Genomic DNA, 20247 nt, shown 5'->3' with positions numbered 1-20247 from the left:
GAAGGTAAGAACCACAGACTGATCCTTGACCAAGGGTGTGTATGGAGGCAGCAGATTGATAAGGGAAGTATACAGATTGAGCCTGGCCTTTTGGGCAGGCTAACGCAGATCATAGAATCCCGATGGCTCGGAAAATTAAAACATTCAAGATAGATGGTGAGGGCGTTTTAGCTTATGCTTAACCCAGGAGCCTGGAATGCAGATTTGGCAATAGCCTTGTATGGCTATCTGTCGGAACCAATTAAGATTAAGACGGAACGTGATAAATAAAATTTTCGAGGACGATCAAACATTCGATTGGCTCTACCCGGAGCATTTTCAACTGATGTCCAAAAAACAATGGACCCCAATAAGTATAGCGCAGCAGTCTGCTGGGTTTCTTGCCCTTCCAGGTTCAAAAGTGCTCGATATCGGTAGTGGTATCGGAAAATTCTGCCTCATAGCAGCAAGGCAGCATCCTGCAACCATGTTTTTCGGAGTAGAACAGCGGCAGGAACTGGTGCATCATGCAAATGTTGCGATGGAATTTCTCAGACTGGATAACCTGGAATTTATCCATGCCAATATGACCCAGATAAACTTTAAGGCCTTCGACCATTTTTATTTCTATAATTCTTTTTTCGAAAATGTGGATTTTATAGGGAGGATCGACGATTCTGTAGAAACCTCGTTGGCTTTATATAAGTATTATACACAGTACCTAAGCGCAAATCTGGATAGGATGCCACGAGGGACCCGGTTGGTTAGCTTTCAGGGTTCTGGCAAGGAAGTGCCTGAAAATTTCACTTTAGTCAAGAGTACTTTTAACGGTCTTTTAAATATGTATGTCAAAAGCACCTGATTGCTCATCCCGATTTTGTGCTTCTTATTACCGAATCAATAAATAAATGGTAAATACCTACTTTGATCATGATATTCATTTTGATTATCTATATCCCGATCATATCCAACAACTTTCCAAGGTTCACTGGACACCGCTTGACATTGCAAGAAAAGCATCTGAATTTCTTTCATATCCTGCCCATAAAGTGATGGATATCGGCTGCGGCGTTGGCAAATTCTGTCTGACTGCGGCGTTTTTTAATCCCAACACATTTTTTTATGGTATAGACCAGAGAAGGGACCTTATCAGATATGCAAATGAAACGAAGGAAAATCTTAATCTTTCTAACGTTGATTTCATTCATGGTAACATAACCGATGTAGACCTCAAGGAATACAAGAGCCTTTACTTTTTCAATTCCTTTTATGAGAACCTCAATACAGAAGGTGGGATTGACTCTACCGTTAACAGGAATTATGATCTTTACCGTTTTTATAGCCAGCTGCTTTATAAGAAACTCGAGGCACAGCCAAAAGGCTGTAGGTTGGTTACTTATCATACCGTAACAGGGCAAATCCCTCCTTCCTATAAGGCCACTGTCCAGTGCTATCATCCTGAGCTCAAAATGTATATCAAAGGATAATTTTGACTTTAATGCACTCACTTTACGGAGATATGTCTGAAAAACATTACGTTGGCCTGGTTAAAAAAGGAAATCCAAAGGAAAGCACTAAAATAAAGTTGATCTGGGATTGTGCCCAGAGATAGTCCTTGGGAGGAAAAACTGCATTTAATGAATAATATAAGTCGTACCTTTATATATGAGCTTATCAGGAATTTTCCCCATTGATAAATGGAACTTCAGTACGCACTCGATATTAAATGTGCTGACCGAAGAGGAGTATCGGTTCCTGATTTCAGGACAGGCTGAACAGAAATATGGAAAAGGAGAGGTGGTTTTCAGGGAAGGAGTTGTACCTTCGGGGATCTACTTTATCCATAAGGGTAAGGTGAAAAAGTATAAAGTGGATCATAGTGGGAGAGAGCAGATCATATACGTTGCTAACCAGGGAGAGTTCATTGGTTACCATGCCGTACTCTCCGAAGAGCGGTATCCTGATTCGGCTGCTACTATAGAGGAGAGCGTTCTTAGCTTTATACCTAAAGAAGATTTTCTTCAGGTGCTGAACAATTCGCCCCTGCTCACCTCACGTATGTTAAAGGCACTAAGCCATGAATACACAGTATTGGCGAACAGTATTTCTGTTTTTTCGCAGCGTTCGGCCATAGAACGGCTTGCCATAGCGCTCATTTTTCTCAGAGAAAAGTATAAACACGACCTTAACACCGATGGAGAGATTCTGATCAATATCTCAAGACATGACCTGGCTAACCTTGCCGGGCTGGCAAAGGAGAATGTGATCCGGCTCCTCAAAGAACTAAAGTCGGAAGATATCCTTTATACAGATGGCAGGAAAATCTGGATTAAGAACATTGAAAAACTCATTGCCCGATCCAACTATCGTTAGCATGGTTTATCATTCATAGGAATCATGTCATGGCAACCAGGATTTTGATCAACTATAATAATGCTTTTCATCATCGTCATCTTTGGTTTTTTCGGTAGATATTTATCATTAACCCCTGAGATATTGTATTTAGGAAGCTGTCCTTGGTATCTTATCTTTCATTAGTGGATCGGTCTATGTACTTCTCTGAGTAGATTAGTAGAGGGCATATTCAGTAGGCCAGGGCTGGGAATTGCCATCAGCTGCAATAAATTGGCGATGAATATATTTCCTGTAATCTCTTTTTTGATCATCTCTTTGAGCCTCACTTGTTGCTGTGCCTGTTCATATACTCGCCATAGCTGATTGCTATAGCTTCCATCATGTACGATTTTTTCCAAAGCGGCGGAAAAGATTGCGGTAAAAAGGGTGAGTCCGATCGCAATTGGGCCACCGATGAGGCCTATTGCCCTGATGTTGATGCCGTTCAATGGTGCAGAGAAGGGGAGCAGATTTTTTAGATAGGCGGAGATTCTGATCGCATTAATCAGCACGCCTAGTTCTACCCCTGCGGCCACTACCGATGCTGCCAGTACGTTCGCTTTGATCTGCCTGGCGGGAATGCCTGCAAGTGCCTCTTCCAGAAAACGGTCCGGGATGCGTGTTCCGCCCAGCTTGAAATAATCGTTCAACAAGGGAAGCCTTCCCGGATTTGTTTTCAGATCTTCCTTTATCCAATTGTTGTAATCCTCAATGGCATCAAGAGCGGCACTGATCCTGTTCTGTCTAATGTGTTCACGAAGCAAATCCACGAAGTGCTTATGCGCCGGACTGGCGATTTGCTTGTCACACTGTTCTTCGAGCGAGGGAAGCATGGCAAGAAAAATCGCCACCGTCTTTTCACGGAACTCCCGCTTTTCATCCTGCGAGCGCATCCAAACAAAGAGCTCCTGACGGGTAATATGCCCTTGGGGAAGGCCTAGGTTTTGGCGGCTGGCGGTTGAGTCAAATCCTTGGTTGATAAGGCGCTGAAAGGCATCAGTGAGCATGGAGGTATACATGGCGCTAAAACCCAGTACGCCCTGCATTGTGGCCGTGGTTAGCGAGAGCATTTTTACGCGGCCTGTTTGTTTTACCTGGTCTGCTGTTCTGCGCATGTTGAGCACCTCACTATAAAGCTTGAATGCCTCCTGTTGCGAGTCAGCTACTATGACTACTGCATCGCAGATGAAGTTTCCCAGGATTTCACGGGTGCCGTTATCGGGATAACTAGGGTTGAAGCGTGCTGAGACGGGGTAAACGCCAGAGCGTGAGGTGTCAATGGTTCCTTTCAATAAAAAATAATCGTCCGGAACATTCAAAAATTCCCGCCCATATCTTTTGGAATAATATTCAGATCGCCTCAGTGTAGCACTGTCTAGCTGAAACCTGAACTCTGGCAAGGGCAGTGGATCCCCTCGAAAAATAATCATGTCGCACATGATGAGGGTATTGGTTGAAAAAACGATAGGATCAGCAATAGTAATTGGACCGTAGATGATCTGAGGAGACTGAATGATAATTGGCTGTTGAGGTTTTTTGTTTTTGTTTTCCATGGTTTTATATTTGCTTTAGTGATGTGGTTGGTAAGTTTATGGTTGTCCCTTTTCCTGGTAGAAAATGATAATGATCTTTGCTATAAAGTCTCTGCTGTTAAATCTTGAATGATTGGGACGCTGGTATACCGGTTAAATACACGATAATGGTAGCTGAGCTGACTGTATTATGCCAACTGCATTTCATCATACTGTAATACCTGTGTATATTGGTGGATTTTGCCATCATTTTGGTAATTTAAATAAACTACTGTAGGGATTTGCTGACGATGACGGTATAAATATAGATATTTTCGCTGAGTTAACAACCTGTGTGTTTGGTGAGTTGATCATTAAACAGCTAGATGCAGTTTTTAGTACTTGGCTACGCACGCAGAATGAGCGCTGTTACGGAAGCAGCTTGGTTACGCCTGTTATTGAGTTAATTTATGTTGAACACCAACGTGAAATTTGGGTAGATCAATTTTTTTTATTCTTTTTAAGTAAAAGGATAACACGCCAAAGAACTTTGATTGTCTTGCCAATAATCGGAGCATTTGATTGTAAAAAGCATAATGATGATGACAATACGCATTGTAGGTAAATGAAAATGGTCCGGCATTAAATTTATCCTGGTAATCTGAATACCGGCCACGCCAAGGGCATAGAAACATATTACGGTTGTGTAAAGCGTGTCGCTCTTCCTTTAAATAGCAAAGAGGTGAGGGGGGTGGCAGGAAGCACTCAATCCAACTTATGGATTATCCGGATAGCTTTTATATGGTAGAAAATAGAATAACAGCATGTAGCTTAAAAAAAGATATCTGTTTTTACGAAAAAAAGATTCTATTTAATTAGATTTGAAGTGTATCCAAAGAAATACTTCCCGCTAACAGGGAGCTTTTAATGCCTTACCAAATGACCCGGATTGCTCTAATTTTTATTTTTCTTCTCACTTTTTCAAATATCGCTCATGCTCAGGAGAGTTTTATTGGAGATATTAACTACCAATTGCTGGAGAAGTATGTTGATCTTGCACTGAAAAATTACCCCAAGCGCAAAATGTATAAAGCCAGCGAACTCAGCGCAAAAGCAAAAATTGGCGTTGCAAAGGCAACCTATCTGGATGCCTTTACCGCATCTTATAATTATAGCCCAAACAACGCTGCCAGGTATAATACAACAAATCCCTATACGCTGAACGGAATACAGTTCGGGATCTATTTTAATGTGGGGATTTTATTCCGTACACCAGCCTTGGTGCGCCAGGCCAAAGAGGAACATAATGAGAAGTTCTATCAGGCCCAGGAGTACGATATCCTGCTGAAATCCGAAGTTAAAAAAACATATTTTGAATATCTTCGTGAGGCTGCCGATTTAAGGGTTAAAGCGCAGACCTATATCGACAATAAAGCGTCGAGCGATGGTCTTCGGTACAAATTTGAGAAAGGTGAATCGACTTTGGACGATTATACCAAAGCCAAAACCTTAACCTCCTATGCTAACTCTGAAAGATTGCTTGCAGAGCTAAATCTCTTAAAAGCGAAAGAATCTCTTGAAGCATTGATTGGCGAAGTTTTGGAAAATGTGAAATAAGATAGAATGAACATAAAGAAATCCTTAGAAACAGTTAACAGATACAGGTGGATTATCATCTTGATTTTTATTTTTACAATGATTTCAGGTTTTTTCTTTCTGAGAAACCTGCCAAAAGACTATAAATCCGAAGCCAAACTCTCAACAGGTCTACTTGATCCATCGAGGCAGCTGGCGCCTGATAATGCCAGCTATACCGGGCCTGATATCATTATAAAACTTAACCAGCAGTTTTCTACCATCATGGACATCATGAGGATGCCCAAAAATATCAGCCTGCTTTCTTATCGGTTGATATTGCATGACCTCAAGGACGAAAAAGGTTCGTTCAAGCCATGGAGCGAAGAAATTAAGACATTAACCGATGTGCAAAGACAAGAGGCCATTGCCATTTATGAAGACCGCTTGAACAAGCGGCAGGTACTCACACCGCTTGATAATGGTAACATTAAGCTTTATCAGATCGTAACTTCGATGGGTTATGATGAGAAGAGTCTAAATAAAAAACTGGATATAAACCACGAACAGAACAGCGATTTTATCTCTGTAGCCTTTACCTCCAACAATACCCTGCTTTCAGTTTTTGTTGTAAATACGCTCTCGAAAGATTTTATCAATAATTATAGCCTGGAGCAAATCGGGAATAAAAATACAGCTATTCTTGTACTCGATTCTTTGCTGAAGAAAAAAGAGGCAATTATGAACGACAGGATACGGCAGTTGAAAGACTATAAAATCCGTAACGGTGTGCTAAACCTGGATAAACAATCTCAGATCGTTTATCAGCAGATTACTGATAATGAGAATAAGAAAAACCAGGCTCTGATTGATAAACAGGCCGCACAAGCTGCATTAAAAAGCGTTAATGAAAAATTGGCGAGCCGAACCAGCGATAAGTACCTGGGTGCTGAAGTGATTGAGGATAACCGCGCGATTATCAGCTTAAAAAATAAAATCCTGGCAGCAGAAGATCACTATTTGCGCAATGGGTATAAACCGGCAGATAAAAAGACTGTAGATTCACTACAACTCTTGCTCAGTTCAAGATTAGTCCAATCGAATGACCAGTATGTAAGCGATCCGCTTATTGCCAAACAAAGCCTGGTTCAGCGTCGTATTTCGCTAGGTGTGGAGATTGAAAAAGCGACAGCGGGCATAAGCGATATCGATAGGGAACTGGCCAAGCTTAATGCAAAATTTACCGGTATGGTTCCTTTTGATGCGGGCGTACAAAATCACGAACAAAAAGCCGATGTAGCAACAAAGGAATATCTGGAAATACTGGCACGTTATAACCAAACGAGCCTGGATAAGAATATCGGGTTGCGCCTGCAATTGGTACAAGAGGGGATACCAACACTTCCCGAATCATCAAAAAAACTGATATATATGGCCATGAGCGCTATTGCCAGTTTAGCAATCTGTTTTTGTACACTATTTTTGATATCTGTTTTAGATCGTTCAGTTAATAATAGTGCAGAACTAAAGGAGGCTTTACCTGCAAAGCTTATTGGTGAGTTGGATTATATTAGGCCCGATAACGATAATATAGCTAAAATATGGGGAGGCCAGCATTCCGAAAGCGAATATCAGGCTTTTAAGAACCAGCTGCGGGCCCTGCGTTTTGAGCTCGATAACAAGCTTTTTAGCGGTAACCAAAAAGTATTGGGCATTACAGGCTTTGGCTCAGCGCAAGCCCAGGCATTTACCATATTAAATTTAGCATACGCTTTTGGGCAAATGAATAAAAAAGTATTATTGATTGGAGATCAGGAGCTGGCGCCAGCGCTACAGCGGTTAAAAGTGCCTGTAGATCAATCAATAAGAGCGATATTGCAGGGAGCAGATGTTACTGAAAGCGAACCTTTTTCATTCGTGAAAAATGATCTTGGTGGCCAGTCGTTACTTGAAATAAGAGACAGGGAAACACTTTCTGGGATTTTCGGTTCGATCAGGGATCGCTTCGATTTAACCATTGTAGTGCTTGATCCACTGGGTGATGGTGCAGCGAACCGCGAATGGATGTCCTTTATCGCACTATACGCTGCTGTATTTGTAGCCGGATCAACATTGCATGATAAAGAGAAAGCGGCACTTGCTGCATTAAATGAGGATGAAAAGTTTGCTGGCTGGGTAATTACCGGGGTAAAACAAAAATAGGCAGTCCCTATGCTCAAAAATTTAAACGCATATATTGCTGACCATAAAAAAAAGATTATATTTTTTATAATCTCCCTGTGTCTTTCAGTCCTGGTGGCAGCCTCTACCTATTCATTTGGGATTTTAGGGCCATTGGCCGTATTGGCTATTGCGGCGCTGGGCATTTTTATGGTCAGCCTTTTCCGAGATCCCCGTACGGGTGTTTGGGTATATCTGGGCTACTGTTTTATCCTGGGCTTTTTGGTGAAATATTTTCTGAATATTCCGGTTGGTCTTGCCCTCGACGGGCTGTTGATCCTCACCTGGGCAAGTATACTGGTTCATGTAAAAAGATTCGATTGGGACCGGCTGAAAAATGAGCATGTTTTGTTTTCATTGGTATGGTTTGTTATAAGCTTTTTACAACTTCTAAACCCATACGGAGCCAGCTTTACCGGCTGGTTTAATGAGCTTAGGTTTGCAGCGCTTAGCTGGTTGCTGGTTGCACCATTTGTATTTCTGTTGTTTAACAGGAAAGCCGATCTGAACCGCTTTATCATTGCAATATTGCTGTTTTCTCTTGTTGCTACGCTTTACGGTATGAAACAGCTTTATTTAGGCCTGTTGAACGGAGAGCAGTTGTGGTTAAATGCAGGCAATGCCGGTACGCACATCATTAACGGCAAGCTCAGGGTATTTTCTATGTATTCGGATGCGGGCCAGTTCGGTGCCTCGCAGGCAATTATGGCCGTTATTGCGCTAACGCTTGCTGCAGGACCCTTCAGTTTTATGAAAAAAATAATTTTTGCGCTCTTTGCACTGGTTTTTCTATATGGTATGGCTATATCGGGTACCAGGGGTGCTTTGTTCGCATTGGCGGCCGGACTATTTTCTGCCCTTTTTTTAAGCAGGAATTTCAAGGTGTTAATTTTAGGCGTGGTCTGTTGTGCGGCAGGTTTTGGGGTGTTAAAGTATACCACTATCGGCGATCATATTTTCCAGGTTAACCGCTTAAGGAGTGCACTTAATCCGAAAGATGCTTCATTAGCCGTTAGGCTTGATAACCAAGATAAATTAAAAAAACTCCTCGAAGATGTGCCCTTTGGCGCAGGTCTTGGCATGAGCGGAATGAACGGTACCACTTACAATGCTGGTAAGCCCATAGCCAGTATACCACCCGATAGTTATTGGGTGAAAGTTTGGGTAATGTACGGGGTGGTGGGTTTAGTTATCTGGTTTGCGCTTACCAGTTATATTATCGGCAAATGTGGCGGGATTGCCTGGAAAATCCGCGATCCGAGGCTAAGGGTAAAGATGATTGCCCTTACCGCTGGTACCGTGGCCTGTTTTATCTGCAGTTATGGCAATGAGGTAATGAATGGGATCCCTTCATCTATAATTATGTTTATGTCCTGGTCTTTCATCTTCATTGCACCAGAACTTGATGAACAGCAAATGCGACTAGAATCGGATGGAACAGATATATAAAATTATACACCTGCTGTTGTGGGTTTTGGCTATTTACCTGTCATTTAATTGCCTGTACCTGGTAATTTTTGCACTTGCGGGGCTTTTCCCTTTGGCCGGTGTACAAAAATATGCTGCCAGCTATAAAAAAATAGCCGTGCTGTTTCCTACCTATCATGCAGATGAGGTGATAATCGAAAGTGTACGTGCTGCACTTTTACATGATTATAAAGGGGAGTTCGAAATTGTAGTAATTGCCGATGGATTAGAGCCTGATACAATTGAGCAGCTCGAAGTAATGGGAGCGGAGGTAATTGAGGTGTTTTTTGAGAAAAGCACTAAAGGCAAAGCCCTTTTATATGCAATTGAAAAGCTTAAAAACCGCGGCTTTGATATTGCTGTAGTGCTTGATGTTGATAATTTAATGGGACCACATTGCCTGGAGGCGGTTAATAGTTCATTTCAACACGGGCATAAAGTTATTCAGTTGCACCGCACCGCAAAAAATCTCGATACCAGTTTTGCTTTTCTGGATGCCTGCAATGAAGAGATAAACAATCACATTTACCGCAAGGGGCAGGCATTGCTAGGACTTTCACCTGCGCTTATCGGATCAGGAATGGCCTTCGATTACGGCTATTTTTATACCTTACTAAAAAATGTGGGGAATACCGTTGGTGAAGATAAAAAAATGGATTTCCTTATTGCCGGCGACAGGACTAAAGTTACCTATTTGAACGATATTTTTGTTTACGACGAGAAGGTAAGCAGCGCCAGTGTATTTACCACCCAAAGAACCAGGTGGATTGCATCGCAGATTGAGTTTTTGCGTATATATACCATACCCGGAATAAAACAACTGCTTAAAGGAAACATAGAATTTTTTAATAAGACGGTACAAACGATGTTAATGCCGCGCATATTATTACTGGGACTGCTGTTTGTCATGGCCCTTCAGTCTTTTTTTAATCCCTTGGGACCAGGAAAAATATTATGGCTAACTTTATTCTTTAGCATATGTGTTACACTGCTGATTTCAGTACCGATACGATTTTACAGGGATAAAAGGCTTTATCTTGCCATCTGGCAAATACCAAGGGCAATGGTTGGAATGGTTATCGCACTGTTTAGCATTGGGAAAGTTAAAAAATCCAATTTAGCAACGCCTCATCAAAATACAAGTGCCGGGAAAAGTAAAACTTAAACTATGCCGATATTATTATTGATCATTACCGGTGCAATTGCCGGCATCTTTGGGTTTATTAAAGGAATAAAAACACCTAAACAAAAAACATAATCCAATGGCTATTCTAAATAACAGGGACATTATCATTGTGGGGCAACAGCCCTGGGATATTCCTATTGGTAGCAATTGTAAGGATTTAGCGCTGGAGTTTAGTAAAAACAACCGTGTATTGTATGTTAATGCACCATTAGATCGAAAAACAAGTGTATTGCAGCGCGATACAGAAGGCGTAAAAAAAAGATTGCGCGTTATTGCTGGTAAAGAAGAAGCTTTGACAGAAGTATCGGCAAACCTTTGGGTGTATAATCCTCAGATTATCATAGAATCTGTAAACTGGATCAGATTCAGGGGGCTGTTCAGGTGGTTAAATAAAATCAACAATACCCGGTTCGCCAGATCGATCTGCGGTGCGGTTGCTCAGCTTGGCCTTAAAAATTTTATCCTGTTTAATGATAACGATATTTTTCGGAGCTTTCACCTAAAAGAGCTTTTGAAGCCCGATTTAAGCGTTTATTACTCGAGAGATAATGTTGTAGCCACGCCATACTGGATGCGGCATGGTACTTATATGGAGCCCGAGCTGATTGCAAAAAGTGACCTTTGTGTAGCCAATTCGGTTTATTTGGCAGGCTATTGCAGAAAATATAATCCGAATTCATTTTACGTTGGGCAGGGCTGCGATTTAGCGCTTTTTAGTAATGATGAGGTGCTGGAAATACCATCAGATCTTTCCGCTATCAAAAAGCCGGTTTTGGGCTATGTTGGCGCCTTGTTATCCATAAGGCTCGACGAAAAGATCCTGCTATACCTGGCAAAAGAAAGGCCAGACTGGAGTATGGTACTTGTAGGGCCACAGGATGAAGATTTTAGCAGGAGCGAGCTCCATAAGCTAAACAATGTGTTTTTTCTGGGCCCGAAAAAGCCAGAAATGCTGGCTGCATATATTAAGGGTTTCGATGTTTGCCTTAACCCCCAGGTGATCAATCCACTTACAATAGGTAATTATCCCCGTAAAATTGATGAGTATCTGGCAATGGGTAAACCTACACTGGCTACCAGAACCGAAGCGATGGATTTCTTTGCAGATCACGTTTATTTGGCATCGACGAAGGAAGAATACCTGCAATTGGCTGAAAAAGCGCTTGCTGAGGACAGTCTGGAGCTGGCCCGTGAGCGGATTGATTTTGCCGGAACACATACCTGGGAGGCCAATGCCCGGGAAATCTATAAGGCCATAAATGCTGTAGAAAGTGGTTTGGCAACATCTACGGTGGTGTAATACTGAATCTCCCCAGCTTGTTCATTAAGATTGTAAATATTTAAGTCAGATATGCCGTCGACCTCAATTATCACCGTTAATTTCCATCAACCGACAGTAACTATAGCCTTACTGGAGTCTATCAATAGGTCTTATCGTGCAGAAGACACTGAGGTTATACTGGTAGATAATGGCGCAGATCAAGACCAGGCGCATATATATGCACCCTATTTTGGAAATATCCACTATATCCGTTCTGTTGAAAACCTCGGTTTCGCAGGGGGCAACAATCTGGGAATCAGGCATGCCAAAGGCGATTACATTCTGCTGCTGAACAACGATACCGAAATACCGGCAGGCTGTCTGGAAACCATGCATGCCGAATTTGATGCCAATGAAAAAATAGGATTGTTATCGCCCTTATTGCTTTATTTCGAGCAGAAGGACCTGGTTCAGTATGCCGGTTTTACCCCCTTAAATTACCTAACGGGCAGAAATGCCTATGTTGGTCAGTTTGAACGTAACCATGGGCAGTTCCTGAAGAGCTATAGCACCGCTTTCTGCCATGGAGCGGCGGTGATGTGCCGCAGGCAGGATCTGTTGAATGCCGGACTAATGGATGAAAATTATTTTCTCTATTACGAAGAACTCGACTGGTGTGAAAAATTCAGACGGATAGGCAAAGAGGTCTGGTTTACCGGAAAGACCCACGTTTACCATAAGGAATCTGTTAGTGTGGGAAAGGAAAGTCCGCTCAAGGTATATTTTATGACCAGAAACAGAATGCTGTTTATCAGAAAAAACACGGGTTGGATAACCACTTTGTTCTTCTCGCTGTATTTTTGTTTTATCGCCTGCCCAAAAGCAGTATTGATTTATCTTGCCAAGGGAAGACAAGATTTGGTAAAACAGGTGCTCAGGGGGCTTTGGTGGAACTTTACGCACAAAAAGCACAGTAAAAAACTGGGACTGGTATTGCCTGGTAATGGCTCATCTTAATCTTTTCAGGCTGGCAGAAACAGCATATCTCCCAAGTAAAATTGCTGATCTGAGAAAACCTATGCCCTCGCTTTCCCTGAATATTTTCCAGGTATAACCAATTGCTTTGAGTTTGTTAGATGAAACCGAATTTTGTCTTACCCGGTAATAGGCAAGCGGTTGGTTAATGCCATAGCCCTGTCTGCACTGTTTTAGCAGTTTGAGTAAAAAGATCCAGTCTTCGTGGCCTGCAGGGCTAAACTTTAAGTCGCCAATGGCACTTTTTAACATCATAGAAGTCGAAAATATCACCACGTTATGGGCAAGCAGCGCATTATAATCTACTGCCTGTGGAGCCGGAATCTGACCTGAAACTACTTTTCCCTGTTCGTTAATGCGTTTGTAGGCGCAGAACGTAAGGGGCAGAAGTTCCTTTTCCATATAGGATACCTGTCGGCTAAGCTTATCTTTAAGCCAGATATCATCACTATCAAGAAATGCGACGTACTTGCCTTTCGCTTCTGCCAAACCGATATTTCTGGCATTCGATACTCCTCCATTCTCCTTTAAGGCTATCAGCCGGATACCATTGTGCCGGCTGGCAAATGCTTCAACTATCTGGCAGGTATCATCGGTAGAGCGATCATCTACAACAATCAGTTCCCAGTTTGTATAGCTCTGGGCAATTACAGTATTGAGGGTTTCTGTTATAAAAGCTGCTGAATTATAGCATGGGGTAACAATTGATACAAGCGGGTCCAATCTCTTTAGGTTATGTTTTTTTCGTTTGACCAAAATAGCTAAATTTTTTATGATAATATATTAGGGCACCGATGATATTCAAATAAAACCATTACTTTAGGGCAGCTATTGATATGGATAGAAGACGTTTTGTTGTTAACCTGGTCTCCAACTTTTTTAGTGCACTTTCTGGTGTAGGGATTTCTTTCTTTCTTACACCTTATATTGTGGCGCACCTGGGTAAAGAGGCTTATGGTTTCTTCCCCCTTTCCAATAACTTTGTGATGTATGCAGGGATTATTACAACTGCACTAAATTCCATGTCGAGCCGGTATATCACCATCAGCCTCGAAAAAAAAGACGTCAAAGAAGTGAATGTTTATTTCAACTCCATCTTGTTTGGCAATATGTTGATATCACTTGGTTTCATTGTATTGAGCGCGCTATTCTGTCTGTTCATCAATAATATACTCGATATTCCGCCCGGCCTTTTTGATGATGTTCGGTTGCTGTTTGTATTCATTTTTTTTAGCCTGGTGATCAATGTCTCTTCAGCGGTTTTTTCAGTCGCAGCTTTTGCCGTCAACAGATTCGATAAGCTCGCCTATATCAATATTATATCCAATGTGGTGAAACTTTGCGCAGTGGCGTTCCTGTTTTATCTTTTTAAGCCTAAAATTTATTTTCTGGGACTGGTAACGGTATTAACAGCAATTTACATATGTTTTGCAAATTACAGGCTTACCAAAAGACTCCTCCCTGAAGTGGTGATTGACAGGTCGCTTTTCTCTTGGAGTGCGCTTTCACTGATCGCGGGCTTCGGTATGTGGAATTCTATTATTGCCCTGTCGAATGTAATCAATACCCAACTGGATTTATTAATTGCAAACCACTTTTTTGGTGCCTCGGGAATGGGTTTCCTTTCATTAACCAAGTTCATACCCAATGCAATTTATATCCTGCTCGGAATTGTTGTGCCCATATTTCTACCCGAAATGCTAAAAGCCTATGCTCAGGAAGATATGGGAAAACTTAAAAGCACCCTCAACTTATCGTTTAAGGCTATTTTTATGGTTGTACTGTTGCCCTTGGCTGTATTTTTTGTTTATGGTGGCGATTTTTTCCGGCTATGGCTGCCAGGCCAGGATTCCACCGCGCTCCACCTGCTTTCGGTGATTACGCTATTGCCCTTCATCATTCATGGAACAGTAGAAACAGTACATCATGTTTTTATCATCACCAATAAGTTGAGAATTGCATCAATCTGGGGTATTTTTATTGCCGTGCTGAATTTTGTAATGGTGATTTTACTTTGCCTGTACAGCAGCCTGGGGATATATGCCATTCCGGTGGCGGCAGCAATAAGCGGCGCGTTTAGTCACCTTACTTTCACACCCATTTACGCCGCACATTGCCTGAAAGAGAAAAGGAGCTATTTCTTTTTTAAGATTGTTAGGGGATTAGCAGGTTTTACGTTGCTGGTTGCGGTAACTTATGGCTGGAGAAGTATCGGTTTGATTACGGTTACATCCTGGTTTACCTTTATCATGAATTGTATGCTAATCGGGCTGGTTTTGCTTTTGATTACGCTATTTATGCAGTTTGATCGGGTTACGCTAACCCAAGGTTACAGGAAGATTCTAAATAAAATGAAGCTATGATACCTAAAATAATCCACTATTGCTGGTTTGGTAAAGGAGAAAAGCCTGAGCTTGTGATTAATTGCCTGGCTTCCTGGCAGAAATACCTTCCCGATTATCGCATTGTAGAGTGGAACGAGGAAAATTTTGATGTAAACAGTTACCAATACTGTGCGGAGGCTTATCTCGAGTGTAAATTTGCTTTTGTTTCTGATGTTTGCCGCTTATATGCTTTGAAAAATATGGGAGGCATTTATTTCGACACAGATGTGGAGCTTTTAAAACCACTGGACGAGGCAATGCTTGGCAATTTAGCCTTTACAGGGTTTGAAGATAATCTTTTACTTTCATCAGCAATTATGGGAAGCACCAGGGATGGCAAATGGGTGAATGATTTACTTGCTTATTACGACAACAAGAGTTTTTACATGGCAAACGGAAAGCCAGACACCATGCCGAATACCGAAAGCATCACAGCATTTATGAAAGCAGAAAAAGGATTGCAGTTAAATAATTCCTTTCAGCAGCTTGATGACTATTGCACCATTTATCCCAGTGAGTTTTTTAGTCCCAAAAGCTGGAAAACACTAAAACTGAAAATTACGGCAAATACCTATAGCATTCATCATTTCGCAGCCTCGTGGATTTCTGGTGCTGATTATAGTCTTGTCGGTAAACTATCCAACCAGCTGTTAGGGAAAAGAGTATCGGATTTTCTATCTAAAATATACAGAAAGCTCCTATGGCGCTAAAATCAACACGGAGGATTGCTTGAATTGCTCAATCTGTTCTTGTCAGAATTGGTTTACTGACTATTTCTGATCACAATTTCTTCCCTGAGTTCGGCCATTACTCGGTTAAGCACATCGTTTACCTCCGCAATCATTTCTGCTAGTTTAGGAGCTGGGATATTTCCCTCATCCACTGCTTCAATTTCCCTTATGATACGCTGAAGCGGTATAATGGCCAGATGATCAATGGTGGATTTGAGTTTGTGGGCAAGTTTAGATAACTGTTCAAGGTCACCATCGGCGCTAGCCTGATTGAGCTGTTTTAACGCGTCGGGTATCTGTCCGCAAAACATTTCGATCATTTTGGTTACAAAATCCTCGCGCCCCTTGCTGATCACACGTAGGCCGTCAAGGTTATACAATGGTAAATCAAGATCAGGAGCGATAACCTGGCTTGCCGTTTTTTGAAGCCAGTTATCAATCACACCAATCAGCAGTTCTTCGTTTATTGGCTTGGTAATATAGTCGTCCATCCCAGCGGCCAAACATTTCTCTCTTTCACCTTCAATGGCCGAGGCCGTGAGTGCAATGATTACGCCCGTATATCCACCCGCCCTGAGGGTTTTGGTCGTATCATAACCGTTAAGGACAGGCATCTGTATATCCATCAGAATGATATCATAAGCCTCTTCATTTAACATGTCGAGGGCTATTTCGCCATTTTCGGCAATCATTACCTGCGGGCCATAGGCTAATAAAACCGTACTAGCCACCAGTCTGTTCATTTCGTTGTCGTCCACAATCAGGATTTTGCGCCCTGCAAATAAATCTTCGTTGTGGGTAATCTTTGTTTCAGCAGGTACATCGGTTGTTTTACCTTTTTCGAGTTTAATAACAAAGGAAATCTCTGAGCCCTGGCCTTTCTCGCTTTTTACATTGAAATATCCGCCCATTTGCGAGACCAGTTTTTGCGAAATACTCATGCCTAAACCTGTGCCACCATATTCGCGTGTTACAGATTCATATTCCTGGCTAAAATTATCGAACAGACGGCTTAAAAATTCAGGATCCATTCCAATCCCGGTATCTTTCACCAAAACTTCAATTTCCTGGTAAGTCTCGCTATCCTCCCTTACAATAGCTGTTAACAGCACTGAACCTTTTTCGGTAAATTTAATGGCATTGGTCATTAAATTAAGCACAACCTGGGTTATCCGGTAAGGGTCGCCAACCAGTACCGGCGATATTTCGATATCCGCTGGCGGAAGGTAATGGATTTCCAGTCCGCGTTTTATGGCCTTGTGCGTAACTACCTGCATTACCTCACTAAATACCATTGGTAAACTAAAGCCAATTTGCTCCAGATTGAGCTTTCCTGCATCCATCTTAGAGAGGTCTAAAATGTCATCAATAATGACCAGGAGACTTTTTGAAGCGGTTTGTACCGTTTGAATATAGTAATCCTGTTCTTCGGTAAGCGTGGTTTTAGAAAGCAGGTTGGTCATGCTGATAATGGCATTCATAGGGGTCCTGATTTCATGGCTCATATTGGCCAAAAACATTGCTTTGATGGTGGCTACCCGCTCAGCATCTTTCCTGGCTGTAATCAGTTCCTGCTCAAAGCTTTTGTGATCGCTTACATCAAAACAGATACTTATCCAGCCTGTATTTTCATTTCTTTCATTGTAATTTACTGCACGGCCGGCCAACCATAGTCTTTGGTTGCCTTGGGCATCAGTAAACACAATCTCATGCAATGCTGCGTCTGCTTCTTCCGAATCCTCATCTTTATAAGCTGCTGAAAAAAAATCGTTGCCAAAAAGTACATCAGGCATTTGCTGGTACATGTTATCCAGCGTATAGCCAGACAAGGCACAGAAACGTTTATTGGCATACTGTATTCTGCCAGCAACATCCATCTCTATAAAGCCAAAGCCCATATTTCCGAGGATCCTGTCGAAATGGTGGGCGTTGAGCAAAGGATATGTATCCGCAGTAGCACTGTTTTTTCCATTTATCTCACCAAGCCCATTTTGTTGGATATAGTCTGCCCCGGCAAAAAATAACAGTTCCTGTTCGGCAGATTTTTCCCAGCAACCTTTTATTTTTCCACCTGTATGTCTCGGGCTGATGAGAAGCGGTTCGCCCAAGGGAAATTGTCCTTTACCGTTTAATTCATGAAGTTCAAAATAATCAAACAAGTTTCCGTTCTGACAATCGGCATAAATATTTTTCAGTTTATCGCCAATATGCAATATCTTCATATCGCTATCCAACAGGATAAAATAAGGGAAAAGCCTGTTCAATTGTGCGGGATCAAGGGATAAGGAAAAGCTGTTCATCAAGATAGATTTAATAACAGGTTAAATTTATAAAAAAATAATCCGCTAATACAGCACATGAGCAATTTAGTATCTAAAAGCCCGATTGTTGTTATTAATACACTGGTTACGACCAAGTAGGGCTATACGTACAAAGGGTTAACTGCTTTTTTATACAGTAGATTTATCGCCTTTTTTAAAATGTATGGCTCGTTTACAGCGTTTTATTTATTCTTTCAACGTTTGGGAAAATAATAGGGATTAATCTGATTTTTTTTTATAATTGTACAACGACATTGATATCATCAAATTCAGACTACTGTCATTTAAATTTCGGTTTCCATTTTTGACTGTAAAACTGACAATAATGATAGTAGAGAAAACCGTTTTCGTCTAGAATTATTTAACTATTATCTTTTCTAAACCGGTTTTTATAGAAAATCAATGCGTTGCAATAAGTCCCTATCATGACCCAAACCAATAACCCCAAAACTCGTTTACTCTTGGTTGAGGATGATGAGTTTATGCAAGCAATACTTGAGGAGATCCTCACAGCAAACTACCAGATTGATATACGGCCTGATGGCCTCAGTGCATTAACTTTCCTGCAGAGTGGCAACATTCCCGACCTTATTATTTCTGATTTGAATACGCCGAACATGAACGGCCTTGAATTAATTGAACAGTTAAAAGTGAGCGACTTTTTCCATTCCTTGCCGATTATGATCTTATCGGGCGAGGAGAGCTCGGATAAAAGGATCAAATGCCTGGATGCAGGGGCAGATGACTTTGTGATTAAGCCCTTTAACCCGGCAGAACTCGAGGCAAGGATTAAAATGGTACTAAGGCGCGCAGGTAAAAATCTTTCGTAATGGAGTATGCGGTGAAGCCCGACCAAATGAATAAGCCGGTAATTGCCCTTGTAGGTTTTGAAAGGGATTTTCAGCACATTGATTTTGATGCATGCAATTTTGACGATATACAAATCGTTCGTTTTGAAAATGGATTAAGGCTTGTACAGGAATGGACGGAGCAGCAGTTAAATGTTACAGCTGTTATTTCTAATAGCGAAATTTTGTCGGACGGTGGGCTTTCCCTGCTCGAAACACTAAAAAAAAGCCAAGTGCCTTCAGTTCCCTTTCTTCTGGTTGTAAGGTATTTTAATTCAAATTTAAGGATATTGGCCTTAACGGCTGGGGTTTCTGATGTTTTTAGGCTGCCTATAGAAAAAGAACGCCTCGAAAAACGGCTTGTATTCCTCGTTAATAACTGGGGTTCACTTAACCGTGAGGTAAAAATAACCAGCAGACCAGTGTATCACATCGGTTTTGCCAAGCGCTTGTTTGATGTTTTTTTTGCCGGATTAGCCCTGATCTTGCTGTTTCCCTTATTATTACTGGTAGCAATATCAATATGGGTAGAATCCAAAGGTCCGGTATTTTACTATTCGTTAAGAAGCGGCACGGGGTTCAAAGTTTTTCGTTTTTATAAATTCAGGTCAATGTACGTGAATGCAGATCAAAAGATTAAAGACCTGAAACATTTGAACCAATACGATGTTGACCAGGAAAAAAAAGAAACCCGCAAAACAGATTTTACACTCTGCAGCTCCTGCATGTCACAGGGGAAATGCCAGTATCCTGTTTATGCTGATGGAGCCCAGTGGTGTGAAAAGGATGGTGTATATCTGAGTTCGCAAAAAAGCGGATCAGCGTTTTTTAAAATCGCCAACGATCCGAGGGTTACCCGGGTTGGTAATTTTATCCGGAATACCAGCATAGATGAATTGCCACAGCTTTGGAATGTAATAAAGGGCGATATGAGTATTGTGGGTAACAGGCCATTGCCCATTTATGAAGCCGAGAAACTAACTACAGATAAATATGTGCTAAGGTTTGCCGCACCGGCCGGGATAACAGGTTTATGGCAGGTAGAAAAACGCGGAAGGGGTGAAATGAGTGAGGAAGAACGGCTAATACTCGATAACACTTACGCCTTGAAGCAGAGTTTCTGGAACGATATCAGGCTTATTTTAAAAACTATACCGGCACTTTTTCAGAAAGAAAACGTATAGCGGTAAACAAAGCCGGATGGGGAATAGACAATGGGCCAATTTGCCCAGTTGTAAATAAAAATAAACCCATAAAAAGAAAACCGGATGTGCTATACCTGTTATTTTTTTCTGATATTTAAGGACTAACCCATTAATAAGCCCTGTGGCTCTA

Annotated in this window: 16 protein-coding genes; 13 read left to right on the top strand and 3 right to left on the bottom strand. The window is 41.6% G+C overall.

Annotation, left to right across the window (positions count from 1 at the left end):
* The first annotated feature begins 325 nt into the window (after positions 1 to 325).
* The 3 genes from LQ201_RS00620 (at position 326) to LQ201_RS00610 (ending at position 2352) form a co-directional block, all read left to right on the top strand.
* Entirely contained in the window at positions 326 to 841 is a 516-nt protein-coding gene (locus LQ201_RS00620; RefSeq protein WP_230144175.1) for a class I SAM-dependent methyltransferase, read from the top strand.
* Between the two features lie 46 nt (positions 842 to 887).
* Positions 888 to 1466 (top strand): methyltransferase domain-containing protein, encoded by a 579-nt coding sequence (locus tag LQ201_RS00615; protein WP_230144176.1) that lies wholly within the window; start codon positions 888 to 890, stop codon positions 1464 to 1466.
* A 178-nt stretch (positions 1467 to 1644) separates the two neighbouring features.
* Positions 1645 to 2352 (top strand): Crp/Fnr family transcriptional regulator, encoded by a 708-nt coding sequence (locus LQ201_RS00610; protein WP_230144177.1) that lies wholly within the window; start codon positions 1645 to 1647, stop codon positions 2350 to 2352.
* Positions 2353 to 2513: 161 nt separating this feature from the next.
* Here the strand turns inward: LQ201_RS00610 and LQ201_RS00605 are convergent, their stop codons facing one another.
* Positions 2514 to 3926, bottom strand: coding sequence for a hypothetical protein (locus tag LQ201_RS00605; RefSeq protein ID WP_230144178.1), 1413 nt, complete (start codon positions 3924 to 3926; stop codon positions 2514 to 2516).
* Between the two features lie 897 nt (positions 3927 to 4823).
* Here LQ201_RS00605 and LQ201_RS00600 point away from each other — a divergent pair.
* From LQ201_RS00600 to LQ201_RS00575, 6 genes are all read left to right on the top strand, one after another.
* On the top strand, positions 4824 to 5501 hold the full coding sequence (locus tag LQ201_RS00600) for a TolC family protein (RefSeq protein ID WP_230144179.1): 678 nt from the start codon (positions 4824 to 4826) through the stop codon (positions 5499 to 5501).
* 6 nt (positions 5502 to 5507) lie between these two features.
* Positions 5508 to 7661 carry a hypothetical protein gene (locus LQ201_RS00595; protein WP_230144180.1) on the top strand — a complete coding sequence of 718 codons (2154 nt, stop codon included), beginning with the start codon at positions 5508 to 5510 and terminating at the stop codon, positions 7659 to 7661.
* 9 nt (positions 7662 to 7670) lie between these two features.
* On the top strand, positions 7671 to 9128 hold the full coding sequence (locus LQ201_RS00590) for an O-antigen ligase family protein (RefSeq protein ID WP_230144181.1): 1458 nt from the start codon (positions 7671 to 7673) through the stop codon (positions 9126 to 9128).
* The gene (locus LQ201_RS00585) at positions 9112 to 10311 is read left to right on the top strand and encodes a glycosyltransferase family 2 protein (protein WP_230144182.1); all 1200 of its coding nucleotides are present in this window, start codon (positions 9112 to 9114) and stop codon (positions 10309 to 10311) included. The genes LQ201_RS00590 and LQ201_RS00585 overlap by 17 nt, the downstream gene beginning before the upstream one ends.
* 97 nt (positions 10312 to 10408) lie before the next feature.
* Complete coding sequence (locus tag LQ201_RS00580; RefSeq protein WP_230144183.1) at positions 10409 to 11632, top strand: glycosyltransferase; 1224 nt, start codon at positions 10409 to 10411, stop codon at positions 11630 to 11632.
* Positions 11633 to 11683: 51 nt separating this feature from the next.
* Positions 11684 to 12610 (top strand): glycosyltransferase family 2 protein, encoded by a 927-nt coding sequence (locus LQ201_RS00575; protein WP_230144184.1) that lies wholly within the window; start codon positions 11684 to 11686, stop codon positions 12608 to 12610.
* Here the strand turns inward: LQ201_RS00575 and LQ201_RS00570 are convergent.
* Complete coding sequence (locus tag LQ201_RS00570) at positions 12602 to 13351, bottom strand: glycosyltransferase family 2 protein (protein WP_230144185.1); 750 nt, start codon at positions 13349 to 13351, stop codon at positions 12602 to 12604. The genes LQ201_RS00575 and LQ201_RS00570 overlap by 9 nt on opposite strands.
* A gap of 113 nt (positions 13352 to 13464) precedes the next feature.
* On the opposite strand from LQ201_RS00570, the gene LQ201_RS00565 reads away from it, so the two are divergent.
* Both LQ201_RS00565 and LQ201_RS00560 read left to right on the top strand, forming a co-directional pair.
* On the top strand, positions 13465 to 14991 hold the full coding sequence (locus LQ201_RS00565) for a lipopolysaccharide biosynthesis protein (protein WP_230144186.1): 1527 nt from the start codon (positions 13465 to 13467) through the stop codon (positions 14989 to 14991).
* On the top strand, positions 14988 to 15722 hold the full coding sequence (locus LQ201_RS00560; RefSeq protein WP_230144187.1) for a glycosyltransferase family 32 protein: 735 nt from the start codon (positions 14988 to 14990) through the stop codon (positions 15720 to 15722). Before LQ201_RS00565 ends, LQ201_RS00560 begins: the two co-directional genes overlap by 4 nt.
* A gap of 53 nt (positions 15723 to 15775) precedes the next feature.
* On the opposite strand, the gene LQ201_RS00555 is transcribed toward LQ201_RS00560, so the two are convergent.
* A complete protein-coding gene (locus LQ201_RS00555) occupies positions 15776 to 18043 on the bottom strand; it encodes an ATP-binding protein (protein ID WP_230144188.1) in 2268 nt (755 codons plus the stop codon).
* A 446-nt stretch (positions 18044 to 18489) separates the two neighbouring features.
* Between LQ201_RS00555 and LQ201_RS00550 the strand changes: the two genes are divergently transcribed.
* On the top strand, positions 18490 to 18894 hold the full coding sequence (locus LQ201_RS00550) for a response regulator transcription factor (RefSeq protein ID WP_175634355.1): 405 nt from the start codon (positions 18490 to 18492) through the stop codon (positions 18892 to 18894).
* Complete coding sequence (locus LQ201_RS00545) at positions 18894 to 20096, top strand: sugar transferase (RefSeq protein WP_230144189.1); 1203 nt, start codon at positions 18894 to 18896, stop codon at positions 20094 to 20096. Before LQ201_RS00550 ends, LQ201_RS00545 begins: the two co-directional genes overlap by 1 nt.
* Positions 20097 to 20247 lie beyond the last annotated feature (151 nt).

It is taken from the genome of Pedobacter sp. Bi126, assembly GCF_918698245.1.
In the GTDB taxonomy this organism is placed as follows: domain Bacteria; phylum Bacteroidota; class Bacteroidia; order Sphingobacteriales; family Sphingobacteriaceae; genus Pedobacter.
Note: the sequence above shows the minus strand (reverse complement) of the source record. Positions and strands in the feature narration are given on the sequence as shown.